Origin of the sequence: uncultured Paracoccus sp. (assembly GCF_947487305.1) — a bacterium.
In the GTDB taxonomy this organism is placed as follows: Bacteria; Pseudomonadota; Alphaproteobacteria; order Rhodobacterales; family Rhodobacteraceae; genus Paracoccus.
The window spans coordinates 395,428-420,522 of sequence record NZ_CANKWH010000002.1; the positions used below are offsets into that span (position 1 = coordinate 395,428).

26 protein-coding genes, 1 tRNA gene and 1 pseudogene are annotated in these 25,095 nt (G+C 65.8%); 11 read left to right on the top strand and 17 right to left on the bottom strand.

The genetic code is table 11. The features are described 5' to 3' along the window. Positions 1-17: 17 nt before the first annotated feature. Positions 18-221 carry a zinc-finger domain-containing protein gene (locus Q1A36_RS04590; protein ID WP_101752066.1) on the bottom strand — a complete coding sequence of 68 codons (204 nt, stop codon included), beginning with the start codon at positions 219-221 and terminating at the stop codon, positions 18-20. 68 nt (positions 222-289) lie between these two features. Between Q1A36_RS04590 and Q1A36_RS04595 the strand changes: the two genes are divergently transcribed. After that, entirely contained in the window at positions 290-1,240 is a 951-nt protein-coding gene (locus Q1A36_RS04595; protein ID WP_299840400.1) for an ABC transporter ATP-binding protein, read from the top strand. 4 nt (positions 1,241-1,244) lie between these two features. Beyond that, positions 1,245-1,691: a GFA family protein gene (locus Q1A36_RS04600; protein WP_299840402.1), complete on the top strand. Its 447-nt coding sequence runs from the start codon at positions 1,245-1,247 to the stop codon at positions 1,689-1,691. A 25-nt stretch (positions 1,692-1,716) separates the two neighbouring features. On the opposite strand, the gene Q1A36_RS04605 is transcribed toward Q1A36_RS04600, so the two are convergent. The 3 genes from Q1A36_RS04605 to Q1A36_RS04615 form a co-directional block, all read right to left on the bottom strand. Next, on the bottom strand, positions 1,717-2,391 hold the full coding sequence (locus Q1A36_RS04605) for a metal-binding protein ZinT (RefSeq protein WP_299840406.1): 675 nt from the start codon (positions 2,389-2,391) through the stop codon (positions 1,717-1,719). A 150-nt stretch (positions 2,392-2,541) separates the two neighbouring features. Further along, positions 2,542-2,922 (bottom strand): histidine triad nucleotide-binding protein, encoded by a 381-nt coding sequence (locus Q1A36_RS04610; RefSeq protein ID WP_299840409.1) that lies wholly within the window; start codon positions 2,920-2,922, stop codon positions 2,542-2,544. Between the two features lie 20 nt (positions 2,923-2,942). Next, positions 2,943-4,517 (bottom strand): DUF5928 domain-containing protein, encoded by a 1,575-nt coding sequence (locus Q1A36_RS04615; RefSeq protein WP_299840412.1) that lies wholly within the window; start codon positions 4,515-4,517, stop codon positions 2,943-2,945. Positions 4,518-4,679: 162 nt separating this feature from the next. Here Q1A36_RS04615 and Q1A36_RS04620 point away from each other — a divergent pair, with 162 nt between their 5' ends. Then, positions 4,680-5,498, top strand: a complete 819-nt coding sequence (locus tag Q1A36_RS04620) for a sulfotransferase family protein (protein WP_299840415.1) — start codon at positions 4,680-4,682, stop codon at positions 5,496-5,498. An 18-nt stretch (positions 5,499-5,516) separates the two neighbouring features. Here the strand turns inward: Q1A36_RS04620 and Q1A36_RS04625 are convergent, their stop codons facing one another. The 4 genes from Q1A36_RS04625 to fabD all read right to left on the bottom strand — a co-directional run bounded on the left by Q1A36_RS04625 (position 5,517) and on the right by fabD (position 9,373). Next, positions 5,517-7,076: a matrixin family metalloprotease gene (locus Q1A36_RS04625; RefSeq protein WP_299840418.1), complete on the bottom strand. Its 1,560-nt coding sequence runs from the start codon at positions 7,074-7,076 to the stop codon at positions 5,517-5,519. A gap of 173 nt (positions 7,077-7,249) precedes the next feature. Next, positions 7,250-7,483: an acyl carrier protein gene (locus Q1A36_RS04630; RefSeq protein WP_101752074.1), complete on the bottom strand. Its 234-nt coding sequence runs from the start codon at positions 7,481-7,483 to the stop codon at positions 7,250-7,252. Between the two features lie 167 nt (positions 7,484-7,650). Continuing rightward, positions 7,651-8,388: a 3-oxoacyl-ACP reductase FabG gene (gene fabG, locus Q1A36_RS04635; RefSeq protein ID WP_299840423.1), complete on the bottom strand. Its 738-nt coding sequence runs from the start codon at positions 8,386-8,388 to the stop codon at positions 7,651-7,653. A gap of 58 nt (positions 8,389-8,446) precedes the next feature. Next, positions 8,447-9,373: an ACP S-malonyltransferase gene (gene fabD, locus Q1A36_RS04640; RefSeq protein ID WP_299840426.1), complete on the bottom strand. Its 927-nt coding sequence runs from the start codon at positions 9,371-9,373 to the stop codon at positions 8,447-8,449. A gap of 109 nt (positions 9,374-9,482) precedes the next feature. Between fabD and Q1A36_RS04645 the strand changes: the two genes are divergently transcribed. Continuing rightward, positions 9,483-10,670, top strand: a complete 1,188-nt coding sequence (locus tag Q1A36_RS04645) for a cytochrome b/b6 domain-containing protein (RefSeq protein ID WP_299840429.1) — start codon at positions 9,483-9,485, stop codon at positions 10,668-10,670. Between the two features lie 257 nt (positions 10,671-10,927). On the opposite strand, the gene ndk is transcribed toward Q1A36_RS04645, so the two are convergent. Then, complete coding sequence (gene ndk / locus Q1A36_RS04650) at positions 10,928-11,350, bottom strand: nucleoside-diphosphate kinase (RefSeq protein WP_299840432.1); 423 nt, start codon at positions 11,348-11,350, stop codon at positions 10,928-10,930. A gap of 246 nt (positions 11,351-11,596) precedes the next feature. Between ndk and Q1A36_RS04655 the strand changes: the two genes are divergently transcribed. After that, complete coding sequence (locus Q1A36_RS04655) at positions 11,597-12,724, top strand: AI-2E family transporter (protein WP_299840435.1); 1,128 nt, start codon at positions 11,597-11,599, stop codon at positions 12,722-12,724. A gap of 20 nt (positions 12,725-12,744) precedes the next feature. On the opposite strand, the gene msrB is transcribed toward Q1A36_RS04655, so the two are convergent. Next, the gene (msrB, locus tag Q1A36_RS04660) at positions 12,745-13,137 is read right to left on the bottom strand and encodes a peptide-methionine (R)-S-oxide reductase MsrB (protein ID WP_299840438.1); all 393 of its coding nucleotides are present in this window, start codon (positions 13,135-13,137) and stop codon (positions 12,745-12,747) included. Between the two features lie 87 nt (positions 13,138-13,224). Here msrB and Q1A36_RS04665 point away from each other — a divergent pair, with 87 nt between their 5' ends. Further along, positions 13,225-13,992: a GNAT family N-acetyltransferase gene (locus Q1A36_RS04665; protein WP_299840441.1), complete on the top strand. Its 768-nt coding sequence runs from the start codon at positions 13,225-13,227 to the stop codon at positions 13,990-13,992. Between the two features lie 7 nt (positions 13,993-13,999). Here the strand turns inward: Q1A36_RS04665 and Q1A36_RS04670 are convergent, their stop codons facing one another. The 4 genes from Q1A36_RS04670 to Q1A36_RS04685 all read right to left on the bottom strand — a co-directional run bounded on the left by Q1A36_RS04670 (position 14,000) and on the right by Q1A36_RS04685 (position 19,789). Beyond that, on the bottom strand, positions 14,000-14,641 hold the full coding sequence (locus Q1A36_RS04670; RefSeq protein WP_299840444.1) for an aminotransferase class IV family protein: 642 nt from the start codon (positions 14,639-14,641) through the stop codon (positions 14,000-14,002). Further along, on the bottom strand, positions 14,602-15,732 hold the full coding sequence (locus tag Q1A36_RS04675; protein WP_299840448.1) for an aminodeoxychorismate synthase component I: 1,131 nt from the start codon (positions 15,730-15,732) through the stop codon (positions 14,602-14,604). The genes Q1A36_RS04670 and Q1A36_RS04675 overlap by 40 nt, the downstream gene beginning before the upstream one ends. After that, positions 15,732-19,169: a transcription-repair coupling factor gene (gene mfd, locus Q1A36_RS04680; protein ID WP_299840450.1), complete on the bottom strand. Its 3,438-nt coding sequence runs from the start codon at positions 19,167-19,169 to the stop codon at positions 15,732-15,734. The genes Q1A36_RS04675 and mfd overlap by 1 nt, the downstream gene beginning before the upstream one ends. A gap of 62 nt (positions 19,170-19,231) precedes the next feature. Beyond that, positions 19,232-19,789 carry a hypothetical protein gene (locus Q1A36_RS04685; protein WP_299840453.1) on the bottom strand — a complete coding sequence of 186 codons (558 nt, stop codon included), beginning with the start codon at positions 19,787-19,789 and terminating at the stop codon, positions 19,232-19,234. A 69-nt stretch (positions 19,790-19,858) separates the two neighbouring features. Between Q1A36_RS04685 and hemB the strand changes: the two genes are divergently transcribed. After that, positions 19,859-20,854: a porphobilinogen synthase gene (gene hemB, locus Q1A36_RS04690; protein ID WP_299840456.1), complete on the top strand. Its 996-nt coding sequence runs from the start codon at positions 19,859-19,861 to the stop codon at positions 20,852-20,854. Between the two features lie 56 nt (positions 20,855-20,910). Next, on the top strand, positions 20,911-21,588 hold the full coding sequence (locus Q1A36_RS04695; RefSeq protein ID WP_299840460.1) for a YSC84-related protein: 678 nt from the start codon (positions 20,911-20,913) through the stop codon (positions 21,586-21,588). 97 nt (positions 21,589-21,685) lie between these two features. Here the strand turns inward: Q1A36_RS04695 and Q1A36_RS04700 are convergent, their stop codons facing one another. The 3 genes from Q1A36_RS04700 to Q1A36_RS04710 form a co-directional block, all read right to left on the bottom strand. Then, entirely contained in the window at positions 21,686-22,426 is a 741-nt protein-coding gene (locus tag Q1A36_RS04700; RefSeq protein WP_299840463.1) for an intradiol ring-cleavage dioxygenase, read from the bottom strand. 121 nt (positions 22,427-22,547) lie between these two features. Continuing rightward, positions 22,548-23,216, bottom strand: coding sequence for a GntR family transcriptional regulator (locus Q1A36_RS04705; RefSeq protein ID WP_299840466.1), 669 nt, complete (start codon positions 23,214-23,216; stop codon positions 22,548-22,550). 31 nt (positions 23,217-23,247) lie between these two features. After that, positions 23,248-23,934, bottom strand: coding sequence for a SprT family zinc-dependent metalloprotease (locus Q1A36_RS04710; RefSeq protein ID WP_299840468.1), 687 nt, complete (start codon positions 23,932-23,934; stop codon positions 23,248-23,250). Between the two features lie 103 nt (positions 23,935-24,037). Here Q1A36_RS04710 and Q1A36_RS04715 point away from each other — a divergent pair, with 103 nt between their 5' ends. The 3 genes and pseudogenes from Q1A36_RS04715 to Q1A36_RS04725 all read left to right on the top strand — a co-directional run. Further along, positions 24,038-24,361: a TIGR02300 family protein gene (locus Q1A36_RS04715; RefSeq protein ID WP_101752087.1), complete on the top strand. Its 324-nt coding sequence runs from the start codon at positions 24,038-24,040 to the stop codon at positions 24,359-24,361. A gap of 236 nt (positions 24,362-24,597) precedes the next feature. Continuing rightward, positions 24,598-24,673 (top strand) — tRNA-Ala (locus Q1A36_RS04720). 281 nt (positions 24,674-24,954) lie between these two features. Beyond that, positions 24,955-25,095: pseudogene (locus Q1A36_RS04725) on the top strand (IS3 family transposase); the annotation flags it as partial.

Here is a 25,095-nt window from a genome sequence, read left to right on the forward strand (position 1 = left end):
CGGCGGGAGTCCGGCCCTTAGTGGTCGTCGTGGGCGTGCTCGCGGTCGATGACGAAGCGCTTGTCGCAATAGCCGCATTCGACCCAGCCGGTATCGCGCGGAATCGCCAGCCAGACGCGGGGATGGCCGAGGCCGACCAGATCCTCGTCGCCGTCGCAGGCAACCTTCCAGCGGGTGACGGTTACGGTCTCGGGTGCGTCCTGGCCTTGCGATGCGGTCATGTCGGTTCCTTGAGCTTTGCCCGGATTAGGGGTTAGTTGGTTCCGATATTAGCGAGAGACAGGGGACGATGCCAGACGGATCGGGCCAGAACAGGGCGCGCAATGCGATCGAAATCACCGGCTTGCGCAAGACCTATGCCGCCAGCGGGCGTCAGGCGCCGAAAGAGGCGCTGAAGGGGCTGGACCTGGCGATTCCCGCGGGCAGCATCTTCGGACTGCTGGGGCCGAACGGAGCCGGCAAGTCGACGACCATCAACATCCTCGCCGGGCTGGTCAACAAGACCGCCGGACAGGTGGTGATCTGGGGTTTCGATCAGGACGTGAACCCGCGCCAGTCCCGCGCCGCCATCGGGGTGATGCCGCAGGAATTGAACATCGACCCGTTCTTCACCCCGCGCGCCAGCCTCGAGGTGCAGGCCGGGCTCTACGGCGTGCCGAAATCCGAGCGCTGGACTGACGAGCTGCTGGAACTGGTCGGGCTGACCGATCAGGCCGAAAGCTATACCCGCAATCTCTCGGGCGGGATGAAGCGGCGGCTGCTTCTGGCCAAGGCGCTGGTCCACCGGCCGCATGTGCTGGTGCTGGACGAGCCGACGGCGGGGGTGGATATCGGGCTGCGCGAGATGCTGTGGGCCAATGTGCGCAAGCTGAATGCGCAGGGCATGACCATCATCCTGACGACGCACTACCTCGAGGAAGCCGAGCAGATGTGCGACGAAATCGCCATCATCAACCATGGCAGCCTGATCGTGCGTGACCGGACCGAGGCGCTGCTGGGCCGGATGGATGGCAAGACGCTGGTGATCGACGCGGGCGGGCGGGTCGCAGTGCCGGCGCTGCCCGAGGGCGCGCGGGCCGACTGGCGCGCCGACGGACGGCTGGCGATCAGCTATCCGCCCTCGCGGGTCCGCGCCGACCAGTTGATCGACGCGCTGCGCGGTGGCGGCGTGCCGATCATCGACGTGGCGATCGAGGCGCCGGATCTTGAGGATGTCTTTGTCGACCTGACACGGGGGTGATGTCATGAGCGTTCACACCGGAAGCTGCCGCTGTGGCCGGGTGCGCCTTGGCGTCACCGGCGCGCCGATGCTGACCATGGCCTGCCATTGCACCGGCTGCCAGCGGATGACCGCCAGCGCCTTCTCGCTGTCGAGCCTCTATCATCAGGATGCCGTGACCATCGAGGGCGAGACGGTGATGGGCGGGATGCAGGGCGAGTTGCAGCATCACTGCTGCGCCTTCTGCCTCAGCTGGGTCTTCACCCGCGCCGATTTCCTCGGCCCGCTCGTCAACATCCGCAGCACCATGATCGAGGGTGGCGCAGCTGCAAAACCCTTCATCGAATGCTGGCTCGAGGAAAAACTGCCTTGGGTCAGCATCGGCGCAACCCATGCCTATCGGCAGTTCCCGCCCGAGGCGCAGTTTCCCGCGCTGATGGCGGAATTTGCCCGGCAGTCCGTGCGGGGCTGACGACCGGCGCGCCCCGCCCGCGCGATCAATGCGCGGTCATTTCGGAGACGATCTGATCCGCGCTCAGCGCGGCGGGGTAATAGGTCGGCCAGTTGGTCAGTTCGGCCAGCAGCTTGGCGCGGTCATCGCCCCAGTAGAGGTGATAGTGATCGGCCTTTTCCGGCGCGATGCGATGATCGCCGAACTGGATGAAGCGCGGCGCATGGGCATCGCCCTCCTGCTTCTCGAAGATGAAACGAACGCCGCGATTGCCCTTCTCATAGGTCAGGATCTCGTGGCCGTCGCTGGCATAGCGGCCTTCGACCTTGCCCGAGGCGCGATGAAAGGTGACGCGGTCGCCATCGATGGTGATGCGATCGACATCGGTCCGGTAGCCGGTCTCGTAATAGCTGCGATACTCCTTGGCGCTTTTGTCGCCATGCGCGGCCTTGTGCGCCATGACCGGATCGAGGTTTCCGGCCTTCAGCAGCGGATAGACCGATTGCCAGTCGCCCTGCCAGTCCGACAGCTCGCGCGCGGCGATCTGGTCATCATCGAAATAGCCCTCGTGGATCCGCTCGGCGGCGTCGGCATGGCTGTGGCCATGATGGTCGTGCGACTGCGCCTCGGCGGTGCTCTCGGTCGCCGCGGCGGGGCTGGCCAGTCCCAGCATGGCGAGGGCTGCGACAAGGCTGATCGGGCGGAGGAAGTGGGGTTTCATGTCCCTTGATCTTTCGTTGTTTCGGATCAATTTATGTTGCGTTATAACATAACAATCATGATTTAGGCGAAACCGCGAAGGGCTGTAGTCGATCCGTCTGGCGTCAGGTCAGGCAAGGGGCGGCATCGCCACCCCCTGCCCTGTGACAGATCAGCCGCGCGTGGATACCATCGGCCCCATCATCCGCCCGCCCATGATGTGCAGGTGGAAATGTGGCACCTCCTGCACGCCATCGCTGCCGGCATTGGTGATCGCGCGGAAGCCGTTGCCGCCGTCCAGCGTCACCCCCTCGAGCCGCGCAACCTCGGCGCAGAGCCGCATGAATCCGGTGATCTCCTCGGGCGTGGCCTTGGCCGAGAAATCGTCGAAGCTGACATAGCGGCCCTTGGGAATGACCAAGACATGCACCGGCGCCTTGGGCGCGATGTCGCGGAAGGCCAGCGCGTGCTCGTTCTCGGCCACGGTCTGGTTCGGGATCTCGCCTCGCAGGATGCGGGCGAAAATGTTCTGGTCGTCATAGGCGGGGGCCATGGGGCAATCCTTTCCTGCGGTCAGTCAAAAAGCTTCGGCGTCGAGACCAGATCATGCGCGACCTGTGGCGACACATCCAGAAAAGCCATCATCGCATCGGTGTTCAACTCGTCATCCTGAAGCGCCGAGATGACGTGGAAATCGGCATAGTTCATGTCCCTCAGGCGCTCGGCCTCTTCCTCCAAGTCGGCGCGGACGGTCGGCAGGATGCGTTCGACCAGTTCGGGCGAGGTGTTCTTGCCGGCCAGCCCGACCCGGCCGATATGGCCGCGCACATAGGCGTCGTCGAATTGCGTATCGATCAGCAGGATACGGGTATTCGCGCGCTCGCCGCTGAAATCGCTGATCAGCTCCAGCGCCGAGGGGTCAAGGCAGATCACCAATTGCCGGCTGTCGAACTGCTCGAACAGAAGTCGCAGCAGCGCGCGGCGGTGGCGGTGCCGCTTGGCGAGGGTATTCTCGGTGCCTCCCAGATCGGGCAGGTTCGCCGCTTCCTCGTTGAAGAGGTAATCGACCGCCGCGATGCCGGTCTGTTCACGGATGGCGGCGGTCAGGCGCTTGGCCACGTGCCATTTCTTCGCCACGACGATCCGAAGCGCGTGCTTTCGCCCCAGCCCGGCATCCCCTTCCCAGAAGCGCGGGGCGAAGCGGCGGCCGACGCGCCCCCGCCCGGCGAGAAAGCGGAACAGGCCCGGCCCCTCGTTCGAGATGGCAAAGCGCGTGCCCTCGGCCTGCCACAGCGCCCCCAGCTTGGCCTTCAACTCCTGCGCCTCGGGGCTGATCTTGCGGGCGAACAGGTAGTCCTGCGAGACCAGCAGATCGTAATGGTCGTTGTAGAAGGTCACCGGCATCCCGTAATCGGTGAACATCAGGAAGGTCGGCGTGCGCGAGCGGATCTCGTCGCGCGGCACGACATGGGGCACCAGCGTCTGGAAGAAGGTCTCGTCGGGAATCCAGGTCCGGGCGAAGAAGCGGATGATCTCGGGTCGCTTGTCGCAGAGTTTCAACAGTTTCTCGACCGTCTGGCGGCGCAGGCACCACCATTGCGAGCCGATCATCATGCGGATGTCATCCGGCACCTTGCGCTGGATCCCCAGACGGCGCTGCAAATCGAGGCTGGCATAGAACAGCCGCTTGTTCTTGCGCTCGTTGAAGAGGTGATAGCGCGACAGCCGCTCTTCCTTGATGCCGGTCTTGATCCAGCCGCCATCGTAGAAATCGACCGTCTCGATATAGTCGCAATCCTCGGCATCGAGGAATTCATGCGCCTCCTCGGCCGATTTGATCGGCATGCAATCGCCCGAGAGCATGTAGAAATGCGTGGCCAGCGGAAAATCTTCGCAGGCCGCCCGCAGCGCCGACAGCGTCGCCGCCACCAGCGACCATTCGCCCCAGCCGCATTTGTAGCGCCGTCGCGCGAAAGTTACGCCGGGATTTCCGGCCAGTGCCTCGGTGATGCGGGCGAAATCGCCCGGGTCCGAACGGCCGTCGAAATGGATCGCGACGTAATCGCCGGTCGCCGTCAGCCGCGTGGCCTGCTGGATGACGGCCTCGGGCTCTTTATGCGTCAGCAGGATGAAGGCGATCCGGGCCATGGTCTTGGCGTCTTTTCCCGTTGCTTATTAAGCAGACCGTGTCGTCTGGCGTTGAAAACATCGCACCGATTTGCTTTCTGTCTGTAACGAGTTTGACCGGCAGGGCAAGAAGCCCGAGGCAATATGCTCTAGGCGCCGGCGTCGATGCACAAGAGGTCTGATATGGGTTTTCCCGGCGTCTGGATGACGGAAAGCGAAAGCATGGTCTATCGGGTTGTGCCGAAATGCGCCTGCTCGTCCATCGGCCAGATCATGTTCTATTCCGACCACGGCCGCTATTTCGACGGCGACATCCATGACTCGACCGATGGGTTGCACAAATGGGCGCAGGATCACAGCCAGCAGCCGATCGAGACCTCCGTGCGCGAGGGACGGGGCGTCAGTTTTACCTGCGTGCGCAACCCCTATGCCCGCATCCTGTCCTCGTTCTTCGACAAGATCGCCGGCATCCAGCGCAATGGCAAACGCTATCGCGGCAAGCTGGTGCCGCAACTGATCCAGACCTATGGCATCGAGGTCGGCAGCCCCGAGGACGGGTTCGACTTCGACCAGATAAAGTCCTTCCGCCGCTTCCTGCTGTTCGCGCGCGACACCGCCCGCTGGCGCCGGCCGATGGAGCCGGACATCCACTGGTCCTCGATGTCGGGCCATATCTCGACGCTGATCACCAATGGCGGGCATTACGACCAGATCTTCTTCACCGAGAAATTCGACGAGGGCATGCAGAAGGTGCTGGATGCCAGCGAGACCCCGGTCAGGGTCGACGTGAAGGACGTGCCGCGGTTCAACGAGTCCGAGGGCCACGGGCCGAAACGCGCGCACAAGGTCAGCGACTATTTCGACGACCTGTCGCGGCATCTGGTCTGGGAGATGTACAGCAGCGACTTCCGGCTGTTCCGCTATGATTTCGACGACCCGGACAACAAGATGCCGCTTGGCGAGGTCGACCTGGACGAGGTTCACGCCAAGCTGGGGCGCTGAGACAGCGTCCGTCCCGGATCAGAAGGTGAAGTCTTGGTCATCCAGATCGGACAGCGTGGTGCTGGTCAGCAGAATGATCGAATCGAGGCTTAGCGTAATGGAAACAAGGTTGCCCCGCTGACGCGCGGCGGCGGCAACATCGTCGAAATCATCGAAGCCGGCATATCCCTGAAGCGAGATCTGATCGACGCCGTCCTGCCAGTCCTCGATCACATCCAGACCGAGCCTGCCCCGGAAGGCAAAGACATCCGCCCCGGCAGCGCCATTCAGACGGTCATTTCCACTTCCGCCGACCAGCCGGTCATCGCCTGCATTCCCCTCGAGCCGATCGCGGCCATCCGCGCCGATCAGGGCGTCCCGCCCGTCGCCGCCGACGAGGCGATCATCGCCCTGCATACCGTAAAGCTGGTCGTCACCCTCGGCGCCGCTCAGCAGATCGGCGTCGGCATCACCGAACAGGCGGTCCTGGCCGGCCCCGCCGGCCAGTGTGTCGGCGCCGCCTCCGCCCTGAAGCAGATCGTTCTCGGCACCGCCCCGCAAAAGATCGGCTCCGTCGAAACCGCTAAGCCAGTCAACCCCATAGCCGCCGTCCAGCGTGTCATTGCCCGCGCCGCCATTGAGGCGATCATTCCCGGTTTCCCCCCAGAGCAGGTCGCTTCCCTCGATCCCAAACAGCGTGTCATTGCCACTGCCGCCGAGCAGATGGTCATTCCCGACATGTCCCGCCAGCTGATCGTTCCCCGCCGCGCCGTCCAGCCGGTCATTGCCGCTTGCGCCCTTCAGCGTGTCATTGAACTGGGCGCCGGTCAGCCGGTCATGTCCGGCCCCGCCCAGCATCAGGCTTGGCGCGCGGCCGGTGACGATGCTGTCATTGCCGGCGCCGCCATCGATCTCGAGGAACTGCCCGGCGGGGCGCCAGACGGCGGTATAGCCCGCGCTGTCGCCATAGAGATAGCGGATCGCCTGCACGTCCAGCGGCCCCAGCGTATCGCGGGATCGCCCGGTGCTGTCGCCCGACCAGCTCCAGTCATAGGACATGACGGTGTAATCGTGGTTGTCCATCGAGGGCATGAGCAGTCGCCCCTCATGCGGGTGCTCCAGCCCGATCGCGTGACCGATCTCGTGGATCATGACGGTATAGATCGAACTGCCGCGGGCGCTGCTTGTCGTCCAGGACTGGTTCGGATCATAGGTGATGGTGACGAAGACATCGCCGGTCTGGATATCGCCGCCGACGCTCGGCGTCGGCGGCAGGTAGGCCCAGGAGGTCAGGTCGGGCGAGCGGTTGCCATGCAGCTTGATCGAGGCATCGGCGGGATCATTCACCTCGACAAAGCGCAGGCCCGACTTCGCCTCGAACTGCGCCATGGCGCTGCGGATGGCCGCGCGCTGCGCCGTGGTCATGGGGACATACTGATTGCCGACATCGCTCTGTGCTGGCGGGCTTTCACTGAAGCTCGGCAGTTCCCCGCGTTCGAGGAAGCTGTAGGTCACGACCGTCGGCGTGCCGACCTTCTCGGCCTTGTTCCAGCGCCACACCCCGGTGGTCAGGGCGGTGTAGTTGCTCACATAGGCCATGGTGACAGCTTACCTCGTCTCATTGCCGCCAAGATTTCCCGGCAATTGGCGAGCCAACAGGGGCGAAGGGCGATGGCGTTTCAATCGGAACATGTCATCTGGATAAGAAAAATGGCGCTTTCCGACAAGGGAAAGCGCCACATCTGCTTAATGCCTTCAGGCCTGTCCGAAACTCAGACGGCGCCCTTGATGAAGGTGACTGCGTCGCCGAAGGTCTGGATGGTCTCGGCGGCGTCATCGGGGATCTCGATGCCGAACTCTTCTTCGAAGGCCATCACCAGCTCGACGGTGTCGAGGCTGTCGGCGCCCAGATCGTCGATGAACGAGGCCGACTCGACGACCTTGTCCTCGTCGACGCCCAGATGCTCGACAACGATCTTCTTCACGCGATCAGCGATATCGCTCATGTCACTTCCTCACTTTCGTGGGCATCCGCCCAAAGGTCCCGCCCCTGATTGCAGGGCGTATTGACAGCCGAGGGCGGTTCCCCTTCGGCCTTATGGCCGGGATATAGCACCGGATATGCGTCTTGCAACCCGCTTTCGTCGCCTTTTCGTGAACGCCCCGGCGGCGTTCAGAGCATCGCCATGCCGCCGTTCACATGCAGTGTCGCGCCGGTCACATATCCGGCCTCGGCGCTGCTGAGATACAACACCGCCGCGCCGATATCGCCAGGCCCGCCCATGCGCCCGGCGGGGATCTGGGTCAGGATCGCCGACTTCTGCTGCTCGTTCAGCTTGTCGGTCATCGCCGTCTCGATGAAGCCCGGGGCGACGCAGTTCACGGTGATGCCGCGGCTCGCCACCTCGTAGGCCAGCGATTTCGACATGCCGACCAGGCCGGCCTTGGCGGCGGCGTAGTTGCCCTGCCCGGGATTGCCGGTGGCGCCCACGACCGAGGTGATATTGACGATCCGGCCCCAGCGCGCCTTCATCATCCCGCGCAGCACCGCGCGGCTGAGACGGAAAACGCTGGTCAGGTTCACCTCGATCACCTGCGCCCATTCCTCATCGGACATGCGCATGAACAGGTTGTCCCGGGTGATGCCTGCGTTGTTCACCAGGATGTCGACCGAGCCCATGGCCTCGGCGGCTGCCTTGGGCAGCGCCGCCACTGCCTCGGCATCCGAGAGGTTCGCCGGCACCACATGGGCGCGGCTGCCCAGCTTCTCGGCCAATTCGCGCAACGGCTCCTCGCGCGTGCCCGACAGCGCCACGGCGGCGCCCGCCGCGTGCAGCGCCTCGGCCACCGCGCCGCCAATCCCGCCCGATGCGCCCGTCACCAGCGCGTTCTTTCCCGTCAAGTCAAACATCTGCTTTCACCTGGTCCAAATATCCCGGGGGTCCGGGGGCAACGCCCCCGGCCTGTCCTCAGCCCTTCAGCGCCCGCACGTCGTCCGGAAGGCCGATATTGCGCACGGTCACATCCTTGGCGATGCGCTTGATCATCCCCGACAGCGCCTTGCCGGCACCGATCTCCCAGAACTCGGTCACGCCGGCCTCGGCCATGTTGGCGACCGATTCCCGCCAGCGCACCGCGCCTGTCACCTGCTCGACCAGCAGCCGCCGGATCGCGCCCGGCTCGATCACCGCCTCGGCGCGGACATTGGCGATCAGCGGCACGGCGGGGGGCTGGATATCCACGCCCGCCAGCGCATCGGCCATCGCCGCCGCCGCCGGTTGCATCAGCACCGAATGGAAGGGCGCCGAGACCGGCAGCATCAGTGCCCGCTTGGCGCCGCGCTCCTTGGCCAGCACCGCCGCGCGTTCCACCGCCGCCTTGTGACCCGAGATCACCACCTGCGCCGGGTCGTTGTCATTGGCGGCCTGGCAGACCTCGTCCTCGGCAGCGTCGCGGGCAATGGCCTCGACCGCCTCGAAATCGAGGCCGAGGATCGCCGCCATTGCCCCCACGCCGACCGGCACCGCCTCCTGCATGGCAAGCCCGCGCAGGCGCAGAAGCCGCGCGGTGTCGGCCAGTGTCAGCGCACCGGCGGCACAGAGCGCCGAATATTCCCCCAGCGAATGGCCGGCGACGAAATCCGCGTCCTGGATATTGATCCCCTCGGATTCCAGCGCCCGGAAGGCCGCCATCGAGGTCGCCATCAGCGCGGGCTGCGCGTTCTGCGTCAGCGTCAGGGTGTCGATATCGCCGGTCCAGATCAGGCCCGACAGCGTCTCGCCCAGGGCCTCGTCCACCTCGTCAAAGACATCCCGGGCCGCCGGATAGGCCTCGGCCAGTTCGCGGCCCATGCCGACGGTCTGGGCGCCCTGGCCCGGGAAGACGAATGCACGCATGGTCTCACCTCACTCTCTTGGTCTTGTTACCGATAGCGGGGCTTTTGCCCACTCGCAACCACAGGCGGGTTGGGATAGGTCCGGAAGCCGTGGAAAACAGGAGCTTGCAATGAGCATCCGGAACACCTCACGCGGCTATGGCCGCGTGGCCCGAGGCTTTCACTGGCTGATGGCGGTGCTGATCGTTGTCGCCATCGGGCTCGGGCTTTACACCACCAGCCTGCCGGCGGCATCGGACGGCGATATCGCGCGGCTCTTCGGGGTCTTCTCGATCCACAAGACCCTCGGCGTCACCCTGCTGGCGCTGGCATTGCTGCGGCTTGGCTGGAGCCTGACCCAGCCGCGCCCCGCGCCGCTGCATCCTGAACGCCGGACCGAGACGCTGCTGGCCGCCACCGTTCACTGGGCGCTTTATGGCGGGATGATCCTGATGCCGCTCTCGGGCCTTCTGCGCCATGCCAGCGCGCCGGGGGATTTCGCCCGCATCCTCTGGCCCTTCGGCCAGCGCCTGCCCGGACTGCCGGTGGATCAGACGGTCAGCGCCGCCTTTTCCGCGATGCACCGCACCGGCTGGCTGCTTTTGGCCGGGCTGATCGTCCTCCATGTGGCGGGCGTTCTGAAGCACCGGCTGATCGACCGCGATGCCACGCTGGCGCGGATGACCGGGCGCGGCGACCTGCCCGAGCCGCCCGCCGGTCCGCGCCTTCCCGGTTTCGTCGCGCCGCTGCTGGCGCTGGCGATCTGGAGCGCGGCGATCACCTTCGCGGTGACCCGCGCGCCCGAGGCGACCGCCCCGATGCCGACCGCGACCGCACCCGCCAGCGCGGCAAACTGGCAGATCGAGAAGGGCACGCTTCGCCTCTCGGTCCTGCAGGGGTCCAGCCCGGTCAGCGGCTCCTTCGCCGCCTGGACCGCCGCCATCGCCTATGACGCGCCGAGCCGTACCGGCCATGTCGAGGTCTCGATCCCGCTCGACTCGCTGTTCCTCGGCGCCATCACCAAGGCCGCGCTTGGCCCCGGCTTCCTCATGGCCGAAGCCCATCCCCGCGCCATTTTCGAAGCTGACATCCTGCCCGAAGGCACCGACCACGTCGCGCGCGGGACGCTGCAACTGGCCGGCGCCGAGGTTCCGGTCGCCCTGCCCTTCGCCCTGACGATTACCGGCGACACGGCCACCATGACCGGCCAGACCGTGCTGGATCGCCGCGATTTCGGCATCGGCGCGGGCTATGCGGATGAGGGGACGGTTGGATTCCGGGTGACGGTGGACGTGGCGCTGACGGCAAAGCGGCAGTAGGCAGAGGGTCAGTGGACTGCCGTGGATGGCCGCTGCAACGGCTGTGCTGTGCAGTTTATGGTGCAAGTATATCGAACGACTGTTCAGCGCTGATGGTCACCAAAGCGGCCAGCCGCCCGGACGGCAGGCCGCTGACCCGGCGGGGCTGCGCCCCTCGTTCCGGGTCGGGTCGCTGCACTAGAGCATCATTGCAGCACTCACCCAAAGAAAAAGGGGGCCAACACGGCCCCCTTCCTCACAATCAAACAGCCGTCCGATCAGCCGACCAGTTCAAGGCCGCTGAAGAAGAAGGCGATCTCCTCCTTGGCGGTTTCCGGGGCGTCGGAACCGTGGACCGAGTTCTCGCCGACCGAGAGGGCGAATTCCTTGCGGATGGTGCCGGCATCGGCCTGGGCCGGGTTGGTGGCGCCCATCACTTCGCGGTTCTTGGCAATGGCGTTCTCGCCTTCCAGAACCTGCACGACGACCGGCTCGGAGGCCATGAACTCGACCAGCTCGCCATAGAAGGGGCGGTCCTTGTGGACGACGTAGAACTGGCCAGCCTGCGCGGGCGACAGGTGGATGCGCTTCTGCGCGACGATGCGCAGGCCGGCATCCTCGAACTTGGCATTGATCTTGCCGGTCAGGTTGCGCTTGGTCGCGTCGGGCTTGATGATGGAAAGCGTGCGTTCGATCGCCATGGTTTTCGTCCTGTCAGGGGGCCGGCAACAGCGCCGCACCCGGGAAAAATCCGCGTCCGGTTAACAGGCTTGGCGCGAAGGGGCAAGCATTGGTCGCAGAGGGCGGACCGGCGCCAAGCTGCCTTTTCCACCGATGCGGGAAGATCGCCGCTGACATTCCCGCCCGGTCTGCCAAGATGCGGGCGATGAAACACCACGGATCGGCACCCTCGCGGAGGCCGGCCCTCACGCCGGAGCCGCCGACCGATGCCCGAGACGAGACCGACAGCCGAAACCACCGAGGCGCTGGCGCAGGGGCCGCTGGCGCCACGGCGCGCGGTCCCCGTCGCCACCATCCTGACGGTCTTTGGCCTTGCGATCCTTCTGGCCGCGCTCTGGGTCTGGAAGGGACTGATCCTTCTGACCTTCGCCGCCATCCTCGTCGCCATCGCGCTCAGGGGCGGGGCGAAACTCATGCAGCGATGGACCGGGATCGGCGTCAAGCTGGGCGTGGTGCTGACCATGGCGCTGCTGGTGCTGGTCGCGGGGCTGCTGATGCGCAGCGTCGGCCCGGCGATCTCGGCCCAGTTCAACGAGCTGATGCGCGGCCTGCCCGCCGCCTGGCAGCAGGTCAGCGACTGGCTGGACAAAAGCAACATCGGCAGCTTCATCGAGCGGCAGCTTGAACCCTCGGGCACCTCGGGCGGCGGCACGACCGCAGCCAGCGGGCTGCCCGGCATCTTCAGCTTTCTGACCGGCACCATCACCACGGTCTTCGGCGGGGTCGCCAATGTGGTGCTGATGCTGACCATGGCGATCTTCCTGGCGCTCGATGGCCCGAGCTATCGCGACGGCGCGCTGAAGCTGGTGCCGATCCCGCATCGCCCGACCGCCCGAGCCATCACCGACGAGCTCGACATCTCGCTTGGGCGCTGGATGGCGGGACAGGCGGTGGACATGGCGGTGGTGGCGCTGCTGACCGGGCTGGGGCTGTGGCTGCTGGGGATGCCGCTCGCGATGGTGTTGGGGTTGATCGCAGGTCTGACCAACATCATCCCCTATGTCGGGCCGTTCCTGTCGGGCGCGCCTGCGGTGCTGTTCGCGCTTACGCAAGGCGTCGACATGGCAGTCTATGTGCTGCTGCTCTTCGTCGCCGTGCAGCAGCTCGAGGGGAACCTGCTGATGCCCTTGATCCAGAAATATGCCTCGGACCTGCCGCCGGTCCTCAGCGTCATGGGCATCGTCGCCTTTGGCGGGCTGTTCGGCTTTGCCGGGATCCTGCTGGCCACGCCCCTGGTGCTGGTGCTGATCGTGCTGGTCACGCGGATCTATATCGAGGGGATTCTGGGCGATGCCCCCGCATCTCCGACCAAGGGGCCGGTGGCGGAGGGCTGAAGATCAGCCCTCCGCCGGTTTCAGGCCTCGTCCGGGACGAATTCCAGCGCCACGCCGTTGATGCAATAGCGCAGACCGGTAGGCGGCGGGCCATCGTTGAACACATGGCCCAGATGCGCGTCGCAATCCTGACAGCGGACCTCGGTGCGGATCATGCCGTGGCTGATATCGCGATGCTCGTCGATGGCGCCGCCGGCGCGCGAGAAACTCGGCCAGCCGCAATGGCTTTCGAATTTCTGATCGCCGTCGAACAGCCGCGCGCCACAGCCGACGCAAACGTAATGCCCCGGCCCCTCGGGAAAGCCCTCATGCGAGAAGGGCCGCTCGGTGCCCGATTGGCGGGTGACGCGATAAGCCTCGGGGGAAAGCTGGGCCCGCCACTCGGTATCTGACTTCTGAATCTTCGGCGCCATATTAACCTCTTTTTTCGGTTTTGTGATTCCGTCACAGCATATGGGTAGGATAGGCTCAAACAACAAAGGGCATGGGCGAGACTGTCGATGCGTCAAGGCCGCTATTCCACCCGCTTCGCCGAAACCGAAGCCGATCTCAGCCGCGCGCAGCATCTGCGCTGGCAGTGCTTTCTCGAGCGCAACCGGGCCGAGGGCGGGGATGGCGATTCGCTGGACCGCGACGGTCATGATGCGCTGTGCCGCCATGTGCTGATCGAAGAGGCCCAGAGCGGCAAACTGGTCTGCTGCTTCCGCATCCTGCCCTTGTCGGGCGGGTCCGAGATCGCCCGCAGCTATTCGGCACAATATTACAACCTCGCCTCGCTGGCCGATTACGATGGCAAGCTGGTCGAACTGGGGCGCTTCTGCGTCCACCCCGATCACAGCGATCCCGATATCCTGCGGCTGGCCTGGGCGATGCTGACCGATTATGTCGAGGCCGAGGGCGTGGGGCTGCTGTTCGGCTGTTCCAGCTTCATCGGCACCGAGCCCGAAGCCTATGGTGATGCCTTCGCCATGCTGCGCGAACGGCATCTGGCGCCGAAACGCTGGCTGCCAAGGGTCAAGGCGCCGCAGGTCTTCCGCTTTGCCCGGGCGCTGAGCTTTGCCCGGCCCGATCCGAAGAAGGCGATGGCAGCGATGCCGCCCCTGTTGCGCAGCTACTTGGCGATGGGGGGATGGGTCAGCGATCATGCGGTGGTCGATCCGCAGATGAACACGCTGCATGTATTCACCGGGCTGGAGGTCAGCGCCATCTCTGCCAACCGCCGCCGCTTCCTGCGCGGTGGCCCGGCCAGCCTGCCCGACCCGACCTGAGCGCGCCTCAGCCGACCAGCCGCGCCGGGATCAGACCGCGCAGCGCGTTGCCCATGAAAAGATCGCCTTGGTACAGGTCGGCAGGATGCAGCACGGCTTCGCGAGCCGCGCCTTGATCCAGCAGCGATTGCCTCAGCACGCCGGGCAGAAGTCCGCAGGCCAGCGGCGGGGTCAGCAACAGCCCAGCCCGGCGCAGGAACAGGTTGGTGATCGTCCCCTCGCAGATCTCGCCGCGCTCGTTGAGCAGGATCGCCTCGTCAACGCCCTCGGGCAGCGACGCCCGCGCCGCATCATAGGCAGGCCGCTGCGAGCTTTTGATCCCGAGCCAGGGATCGCCGCTGTCGAGCCGGATTTCGGACCGCACTACCCGCCAGCCCGGCGGATTGGGCGGCAGGGGCGCGTGGGTCGTGGCGATCTGCCCCGCCCCATCCACCGTCAGCCGCACCCGCAGGACACCTGTTTCCGGCCTGCGGGCCAGCGCAATCCGTTCCGCCTCGGCCTCGTCCAGCGGAAACCCCACCGCCCTGCAGTCGCGGCGCAGGCGGGCGCGGTGCAGCGGCCAGAGCGGGATGGACCCGTCCGCCTCCTGCCGCATGGTCTCGATGATGGTCAGCCCCTCGGGGAGAGGTCGGCGAAGGATGATTTCCACAGCGCCTCCCTCCATTCCGCATCGGCCCGACTGTCGTAGACAATGCCGCCGCCGACGCTCAGCCGCAAGCGTCCCGGCGCTTCGACGACGGGTGTGCGGATGGCGACGTTGAAGCGCATCGGGCCGGCCGGGTCGGCCCAGCCAATTGCGCCGCAATAGATGCCGCGCGGGCTGTCCTCCAACTCCGCGATGATCTCCATCGCCCGGACCTTCGGCGCGCCGGTGATCGAGCCGCAGGGAAAGAGGGCCGCGATGATCTCGGTCAGTCCCGCACCCTCGGCCAGTTGGCCCTGGACCGTCGAGGTCATCTGGTGGACGGTGGCATAGGTCTCGATCTGGAACAGCTGCGGCACCTTGACCGAACCGGCGGTGCAGACCCGGCTGATGTCATTGCGCAGAAGGTCCACGATCATCAGGTTCTCGGCCCGGTCCTTTTCCGAGGCCAGCAGCGCGGCGGCAGAGGCCGCATCCGCCTTTGCAGTGGCACCGCGCGGCGCGGTGCCCTTCATCGGGCGGGTCTCGATCTTTCCCTGCGCATCCACGGCGAAGAACAGTTCCGGGCTGCGCGACAGGATCGCCGGGCCACCCAGATCGACAAAGGCCCCCTCGCCCACCGGCTGGCGCGCCGAGAGCGCGGCATAGACCTGCGCCGGGCTGCCGGTGAACGCGGCCTGCATCGGAAAGGTCAGGTTGATCTGATAGCTGTCGCCCGCCTCGATATAATCATGCACACGGTCAATCGCATGGTTGTAGGTCTCGCGCGTCCAGAGCGGCTCAGCCGGGCCGATGCTGGCCCCCGCCGGGTCTGGCAAGGGCGGCGCGGCGCGCGGGGCATCGAAGGCACCGATCAGGATCAGCGGCACATCGCGCCCCTCGGGCATCAGGGGGGCGAGGCGCGGGGTCAGGGCATAGCCGAGCTCATAGGAAAAATAGCCGGCGAGCCACAAGCCCTCGCGGCGCGCGGCCTCGATCTCGGCGAAGGCATCGTCCATCTGCTCGGGCCTATCGGCGCGGATCAGGCGAACGGGATCGGCAAACAGCGTCCCGCCGTCCAGCGGTCCGGTGTCAAAGCGGATCGACGGCCTGTCCATCACACCTTCGCCACGGCCCTGGCCTTGACCGCCAGATCACGCGCGATGCCGTAAGCTCCCTTGATCCGCTCGGCATCGCTGCCCCAGTCGCGGCGGATGACGATCTTGTTGCCCTCGACCTTGGCCTGCCCGCGCTGGTCGGTCAGGAACTCGACCAGACCGGCGGGGTTCGGGAACTTGTCGCCGTGGAACTGCACCGTCGCGCCCTTCGGCCCGGCATCCAGCCGCGAGATATTGGCGACCTTCGCCCGCGCCTTGATGCGGATCACGTTCATCAGCGTCGAGACTTCGCGCGGCAGCGGGCCGAAGCGGTCGATCAGCTCGGCGGCGAATCCCTCCAGCTCGACCTTGGTGGTCAGCTCGGCCAGACGGCGGTAGAGGCCAAGCCGCACGTCCAGATCGGGGATATAGCTTTCGGGGATCGTCACCGGCACGCCAAGGTTCAGCTGCGGCGCCCATTCATCCTCGGGCGTGCCCTCGATCTCGCCGGATTTCAGCTTGGCGATCGTTTCCTCGAGCATCGCCTGATAGAGTTCGAAACCCACTTCCTTGATATGGCCCGACTGCTCCTCGCCCAGAAGGTTGCCGGCGCCTCGCAGGTCCAGATCCTGCGAGGCAAGGTTGAAGCCCGCGCCAAGGCTGTCGATGGCGCCAAGGAATTTCAGCCGCCGCATCGCCTGCGGCGTCAGCGGCGCGCGGGGCTTGGTGGTCAGATAGCAATAGGCGCGCGTCTTCGAGCGCCCGACCCGGCCGCGGATCTGGTAGAGCTGCGCCAGACCGAACATGTCGGCGCGCCAGACGACCATGGTATTCGCGGTCGGAATGTCGAGGCCCGATTCCACGATCGAGGTCGCCACCAGCACGTCATGGCCGCCATCGTAGAAATCGTTCATCCGCGCATCCAGATCGCCCGCTGCCATCTGACCATGGGCAACGAGATAGCGCACCTCCGGCACGTTCTCGGTCAGCCAATGCTCCACATCCGGCAGGTCCGAGATGCGCGGCACCACGAAGAAGCTCTGCCCGCCCCGGTATTTCTCGCGCAGCAGCGCCTCGCGGATGGTGACGCTGTCGAACTCGCTGACATAGGTGCGGATCGCCAGACGGTCGACCGGCGGGGTGCCGATGATCGAGAGATCCCGCACCCCGGTCAGCGACATCTGCAGCGTGCGCGGGATCGGCGTGGCGGTCAGGGTCAGCACGTGGATATCGCTGCGCAGCTCTTTCAGCCGTTCCTTGTGGCCGACGCCGAAATGCTGTTCCTCGTCGACGATCAGAAGGCCGAGGCGCTTGAACCGGACCGCCTTGGCCAGCACCGCATGGGTGCCCACGACGATATCGACGCTGCCATCGGCAAGGCCCTTGCGGGTCTCGGCGGCATCGCGGGCCGAGACGAAGCGCGACAGCGGGCGGACGGTGATTGGGGTACCACGGAACCGCTCGGCGAAGGTCTTGAAATGCTGGCGGGCGAGCAACGTGGTGGGCGCGATGACCGCGACCTGTTCGCCCTGAGATGCGGCGATGAAGGCCGCGCGCATGGCAACCTCGGTCTTGCCGAAGCCGACATCGCCCACCACCAGCCTGTCCATCGGCCGGCCGGCCGAGAGGTCATTCGCCACATCCTCGATGGCCGAGGCCTGATCGTCGGTCTCGCTATAGGGGAAGCGGGCCGAAAAGGCCTCCCAGTCATGGTGATCGGGTTCCAGCACCGGCGCGGGCCGCAGCAGGCGCTCGGCAGCAATGCGCATCAGCTTGTCGGCGATCAGCTTGATGCGTTCCTTCAGCCGGGCCTTGCGCGCCTGCCAGGCACCGCCGCCCAGCTTGTCCAGCAGGCCTTCCTCGTGGCCATAGCGGCTGAGCAGTTCGATATTCTCGACCGGCAGGAACAGCCGATCCCCGCCCGCATATTCCAGCGCCACGCAGTCATGCGGCACACCGGCGGCCTTGATCGTCTCGAGCCCGGTATAGCGGCCGATGCCATGTTCGACATGGACGACCAGATCGCCCGGCGTGAGGCTGGTCGTGTCCTTCAGGAAATCCTCGGCCCGGCGGCGTTTCTTCGCGCCCCGGATCAGCCGGTCGCCCAACACGTCCTGTTCGGAAATCACGGCCAGTCCCGGCGCGGTATAGCCTTGTTCCAGCGGCCAGACCGCCAGCCCCAGCGCGCCGGGACTGTCGGGCAGTTCGCGCAGGTCGGCGATCGCTTTCGCGCCGGTGACGCCCTCATCCGCGATCAGCCCCGACAGACGCTCGCGCGCGCCCTCGGAGAAGCTGGCGATGATGACGCGGCCCTGTTTCTGCATAGCCTTCACATGGTCGGCCAGAGCCTTGAAAAGGTTCGTGTCTTCCGACTGGCGTTCAGGTGCAAAATTGCGCCCGATGCGACCACCGCCATCCAGAACGCCCGGCCCAGGCGGGGCGGGCAGGACGCGCAGCTGGATGGTGCGATGGTCCTTCAGCCAGCTTTGCCATTCGTCGCGGGTCGGGAACATCAGGTCGGGCGGCACCGGGCGATAGACCGTATCGCTGCGGTTCTTGGCCGCCAGCGCGTCACGGCGGGCCTGGTACTGCTCGGCGATCATGGCGCGACGGGCATCCTCGACCTGCGCGATCTGGTCGTCCAGCATCACCGATGCGCCGGGCAGATAGTCGAACAGGCTCTCCATCCGCTCGTGGAACCAGGGTAGCCAATGCTCCATCCCCGCCTGCTTGCGCCCGGCGCTGACCGATTCATACAGCGGATCATTGGTGCCGCCGCCCCAGGCCTGCCGGTAATTCTGGCGGAAACGAGTGATCGCATCCTCGTCCAGAATGACCTCGGACATGGGCGCAAGCTCGACGCGCTTCAGCGTCTCGGTGGTGCGCTGGCTGACCGGATCAAAGCGGCGCGCGCCATCCAGCACATCGCCAAACAGGTCCAGCCGCACCGGCCCGCTGTCGCCCGGCGGGAAGATATCGATGATCCCGCCCCGGATCGCGTAATCGCCGGGTTCGGTCACGGTAGGGGCTTGGACGAAGCCCATGCGGACGAGGAAATTGCGCAAGGCGCCCTCGTCCACCCGGTCGCCCACCCGCGCCGCGAAGCTGGCATGGGACAGAAGATCCCGCGCCGGCAGACGCTGCAACACGGCGTTCAGCGTGGTCAGAAGGACGAAGGGCCCCTTGATCCGCCCCTGTGCCAGCGCCGCGAGCGTAGCCATGCGCGCGGCCTGAACCGAGCCCTGCGGCGAGACCCGGTCATAGGGCGTGGTGTCCCAGGCCGGGAAATCCAGCACCACGGCATCGGGCGCGTGAAAGGCCAGCGCGTCGCGCATCGCGGCCATGCGGCGGTCGTCGCGGGCGATGTGGATGACCGGGGCGCCGCGCGACAGTTCGCGGGCGATCAGGGCGGCGTCATGGCCCTCGGGGGCGCCGGAAAGGGTGATCTGGTCGGGCATGAGCGGTCAGGTAGACCACGGGCCGGCAAAGTCAAGTTGCGCGGCCCTTGTCATCGCGCCTCTTACAGCCCGTTCGGGTGCATCAATTGCCACAAGGTCCCCCAGAGCGCAGTCATCGCCACGGCCGTCATCGACAGAAGAAAGGCCCAACGCCGGTGCCAGCCGATGATCTTCAGCACGCGCGCTGCCGCCTCGTCCGGGGCGACCGATCCATCCTGCGCGCCGGCAAGCACCGGGTTCAGCCGCCGCGCCAGCCTGAGGCGCATCAGGAACAGCAGAAGCAGCGGCACCGCCAGAAGCGTCACCGCCTGCGCCAGCTCCAGCCCATAGCCGAAGCCCAGCACCCCGAGCGAGGTGACGAGGAACGAGCCCACCGCCAGAAAGGCCACGCCCTCGCGCGGGTCGAGCCGCCATCGCGGCAGGGCCAGCGTCAGCCAGTCCAGCAGCGCGAGGCTGGGCAGGCCCATGGGATCGCGGCGGGCGCGGTTGATGACATCCGAGGGCACGCCCAGCACCGCCCGGCCGCTGCCGGCCCAGATCAGGATCAGCACGAACCAGAACCAGACGCTGCCAAAGCTGCGCGCGTCCATCAGGTCCAGGAATCCGTCGATCTGCGGCACGTTCAGCCATCCTTGTGATCAGGTGCGCGCGACCTTAGAACGTGACCCATCCCAAGGAAAGGCCCCCTCATGGCAACGCCGATCATCGCCCCCTTCCCCGGCACGCGCCTGCGCCGGCTGCGCCGGACGCCCGCCCTGCGGGACATGGTGACCGAGGTGAACTTTACCGCCGGCAACCTGATCTGGCCGATCTTCGTGACCGAGGTGGCCGGTGCCGAGGGCGAGATCCCGTCGATGCCGGGGGTCGAGCGGCTGACGCTGGACGGAGCACGGCGCGCGGCGGAACGGGCCGCGAAACTGGGCATCCCGGCGATCTGCATCTTCCCGCATTCCGATCCCGACCTGAAGAACGAGACCTGCGAGCGGGCCTGGGACCCGATGAACATCGGCAATCAGGCGATCCGGGCGATCAAGGAGGTCGCGCCGGATCTGGCGGTGATGACCGATATCGCGCTCGACCCCTATAACATCAACGGCCATGACGGCTTCGTCGTCGATGGCGTGATCCTGAATGACGAGACGGTCGAGGCGCTGGTCAAGATGGCGCTGGCGCAGGCCGAGGCCGGGGCGGATATCCTCGGCCCCAGCGACATGATGGACGGCCGCATCGGCGCGATCCGTGAGGCGCTGGAGGCGGCGGGCCACAAGGATGTGGCGATCCTCAGCTATGCGGCGAAATTCGCCAGCGCCTTCTATGGTCCGTTCCGCGATGCGGTGGGCGCCTCGGGCCGGCTGATCGGCGACAAGAAGACCTATCAGGTGAACCCGGCCAACCGTGAGGAGGCGCTGCGCTGCGTCGCCCGCGATCTGGCCGAGGGTGCGGACATGGTCATGGTCAAGCCCGGCATGCCCTATCTGGATATCTGCCGCGAGGTGAAGGACCAGTTCGGCGTGCCGACCTTTGCCTACCAGGTCAGCGGCGAATACGCGATGCTCGAAGGCGCGATCCGCAATGGCTGGCTGTCGCGCGATGCCATGGCCGAGAGCCTTCTGGCCTTCCGCCGCGCCGGTTGCGATGGGGTTCTGAGCTATTTCGCGCCGCAGATGGCTGAATTGCTGGCCTGATCTGCGAAATTGCCATATGTTTGCCGGTAACGGGCCGTAAAGCGCCCGATCAACCAATGAACGAGGCGACAATGAGCAATATCAATCGGGTAAGCCGCCGTGGATTGCTGCTGGGTGCAGGGGCGTTGACGACGCTGGCATTGGCGGGTTGCAACAATGCGGTCGGCGAGAACGCATCGGCGCGGCTGGATGCAAGGGTCGATGCCACGCATCAATATATGGTCAGCACCTATCCCTCGACCGCGGCGATGGTGCAAAGCGCGGCAGGTGTCCTTTACATGCCGCTGATGACCGAGGCGGGGCTGGGCATCGGCGGCGCCTATGGTCAGGGCGCGCTGCGCATCGGCGGGGCGACGGTCGATTACTATTCCGCCACGCAGGCCAGCATCGGTTTCCAGGCGGGCGCGCAGCAATATGCGCATGTGCTGGTGTTCCAGACGCCGCAGGCGCTGGCGGCCTTCCGTAGCGCGCCGGGCTGGGTGGCCGGGGCCGATGCCTATTACGCAATGCCCTCGGGCGGACTGGCCATGGGTGCCGATACGGTGACAGCGCAACATCCCGTCGTGGCGCTGATCTTTGGCCAGAGCGGGCTGATGGCGGGCGCCACAATCGAGGGCACGAAATACACCCGTATCATCCCCTCGACCATGGATGTCGGTATGCGCCCGATGACGCCCGGCTTGCAGATGCCGCAGCTGCAGATGCCGCGCCTAGGCGGCCAGCCGCCGGCCTGAACCTCGGCCGGGATTACAGGGAACAAGGCTGGCGGGGGCGACCTCGCCGGCCTGACAGGCCATAGTCATCAAACCGAAGTAAAACAGCCGCTGCCGCTCAGGCGCGGACCAGCTCGCGCTGCGGGTGCGGGGTTTCATAGGCGGCATGGTCGCTGGCATAGTCGACCGCCACCACCAGCGACGCGTCATAGCCGTCGCTGCGGTCGCTGACGCTGGCATAGGCCCCCTCGCCCGCCTCGATGGCGATCCAGTCATCGGCATTGGTGGTGTCCTGCTCGACGCTGCGACCGTATTGCGCCGCATTCTCGAACACATATTGGCTGAGCGAATCCGGGAAGAAGATCTGCCCGGTCAGCGCCTCGTCGCGGCCGAGGATCACCTTGAAATGGATATGGGTGGTGCGCCCGCGATACCAGCCGGGGAAGATGGTCTGGAACGCCACCTCGCCGCCATCGCCGCTGATCTGGGTGCCGCGCAGGAAGGTCTCGCCCCTTGTGCTGCGGCTGCCCTGATTGGCGAAGCCGGAATAATTGCCCTGCGCATCGCAATGCCAGAGATCGACACGGGCGCCCTTGATCGGGCGGCAATCGGCCGTCACCACCTGCATCCGCATGGTCATCGGCACGCCGCCGCGATCCTCGCGGATGTCGCTGCGCACGAGATGCGGGTCCATGTAGAACGGCCCCTCGGTCAGTTCCGGCGTCAGGTGACAGACATTGGCCGCAATCAGCCCGGCGCCTTCGGCCTGCGCCAGAAGTGTCGACGGCCAGAGGCCGATCCCGGCAACCGCAGGTGCCGAAGCAGCCAGAAGACGCAGCAGCTCGCGTCGATTGGTCATACGCCTCCCCCACAAAGGCACATTTGTTAACTGCGCAACCTTTTGGCGATTCGATCCAGAACTTTTCACGACGCCGGCTGAAATCCGCCGATGCCACGGAAAAATGCTCGATTACGCGCAGTTACCCGCTGGTCAGATGCCTGAGCCCGTGGGTGACATCGGCCCGGACCGCCAACCGCAGCGCCGGCTCATCCCCCGCGCGCAGGGCGGCGAGGATCATCCGGTGATGGCGCGGCGGCTCGTTGCGCTTCACCCGCCCGTAGAGCGCCCGCATGGTCGGGCCAAGCTGCAGCCAGATGGTTTCCAGCATCGCCAGCATCGCCGGGGCCTGCGCCCGCAGGTAAAGCGTGCGGTGGAAATCCAGATTGTTGCGGATGTAGCCCACGGCGTCATGCCGCTCGACCGCATCTGCAATCTGGCCGTTCATCCGCGCCAGCCGGTCGATCAGGGCGAAATGCGCCCTGGGCAGCGCGCGCGCGGCCAGTTCCGGTTCGATCAGGGCGCGCAGGGCGGCCAATTCCTCGATCCGGTCATCGGTCAGCTCGGGCGTGGCGATCCGGCCGGAACTCGACAGCGTCAACGCCCCCTCGGCCACCAGCCGCCGCACCGCCTCGCGTGCAGGGGTCATCGACAGGTGATGATCCGAGGCCAGCCCGCGCAGGGTCAGCGCATGGCCCGGCGGCAGCTCGCCCAGCATGATCTGGCTGCGCAGGCTGCGATACAGCCGCTCATGCGCGGCGGGCTCGGCGCCGCCGCCGGTGCGTTGCGAAATGTCGATTACCGCATCCATGACCCGCTTGTGATCACAAATCTCGACAAGGTCAATCGCGGAAGCGCCATGCGAGCAGCCCGTCGCCATTCTGTCGCAGCCAGTGTCGGCGCGGCGCATAGCCGGGCATCAGCCGCTCGACCGCCGCCCAGAAGCGCGGTGAATGGTCCATATGGGCCAGATGCGCGACCTCATGTGCCGCCACGTAATCCAGCACCTCATGGGGTGCCATCGACAGCCGCCACGAGAACATCAGCCGCCCGTCCGAGGTGCAGCTGCCCCAGCGCGAGCGGGTATCCCTGAGCGAGAGCGCCTGGAAGGGCCGGCCAAGCGCGGCGGCATGGCGGTTGCAGGCCTCGAGCAGCGCCGCTTGAGCGCGATGTTTCAGGAAGGCCTGCACCACCGGTCCCGCCGGCCGTCCCTCGGGCACCAAGAGCGCCCCATCCTCGACCCGCGCCGCGCGGACCGGCGAGGGCGTGACCACCACGCCCTGCCCCGCCACCGGGACCAGCACCCCCGGCCCCACCAGCCGCGCCGACGGCAGCCGCGCCACCGTGCGTTTCAGCCAGTCGGATTTCGACTCGGCAAAGGCCCGGCCCTCGGCCTCGCTGACGCGCGGCGGCAGGGTCAGCACCACGTCGCCGCCATGGCGCGCCACGCGCAGCGTCATCCGCCGCGCCCTGGCCGAGCGGCGCAGAATGACCTGGGTGCCGTCCGCAGTGGTGAAGCTGCCGGTCATGCCGGAAAAATCCCGTCAGAAAAGCCTTTGACACCCCCCTTGCACTGTGGCAGGGGAACGCCGATTTATCCGAATTCCCTAATCGCGGCTGAAGGAGATTACCATGCCCAAAGAGGAATGGGGCACGAAACGCCTGTGTCCGCATTGCGCGACGCGCTTCTATGATCTGCAGAACGATCCGATGACCTGCCCGGCCTGCGGCGCGACCTTCACGGTCGAGAGCCTGACCGACGGTCGCGGCCGTGTCATTGCGACCGAGAAGTCGTCGAAGATCACCAATGACAATGACGATGTCATCGATTCCGATGATGATCTGGATGATGATGACAGCGGCGATCTGGACGACGACCTGCTGGACGAGGACGATGACGACGATGATGTCTCGCTGGACGACATCGCCGATGTCTCGGACGAGAACGACGAGTAAGCCGCGGGCGTCTGCGGCACACGCGCCCCTCGGGGCGTGACAGGGGGCGGGGTCCGGTCATCGGTCCCCGCCCTTTTTCATGGCGCTTTTACGGGCCCGGGACGCAGGCGGGCGCAGCTGAAACGACCTGCCAAACAATCTGCACAAAAACCCGAATTTAGCACTTGCGCCCCGCCGCCACCCCTCATATACGACCCTCCACGCGCAGGACGACACGCCGGCGCGAGACCTCCGGTGGGGCCATAGCTCAGTTGGTAGAGCGCTTGAATGGCATTCAAGAGGTCAGGGGTTCGACTCCCCTTGGCTCCACCAGATAAATCAGACGATTTTTTAGAAAATTTCTATTCTTCAATGGCTTGGTCGCGCATGGGTCATGAAGCGATAGCGTTTTGCTACATATTCCGCTACAAGATTTGCTACATCGGGACGTGAGGGGCTGCGCGATAACATCGGCGGAATCGCTATTGTGAATAGCCCCGAGTTTCTTAGACGCATTCGCGTCTTATCATCATCCGCCGCTCGAACTCTGCAGGCGACTGATCCTCCCCCTGTGAAGTGGTCCGCCGTTATTATGAGGAAACGGAGGATCAGAGATGGCAAACAAGAGACCGAAGCCGGAAGAGATTGTGTCGAAGTTACGGCAAGTTGAGGTTCTGATGGGACAAGGTTTATCCCGTCTGGACGCGATCCGGCGGATCGGGATTGTCGAACAGACCTATTATCGCTGGCGCAAG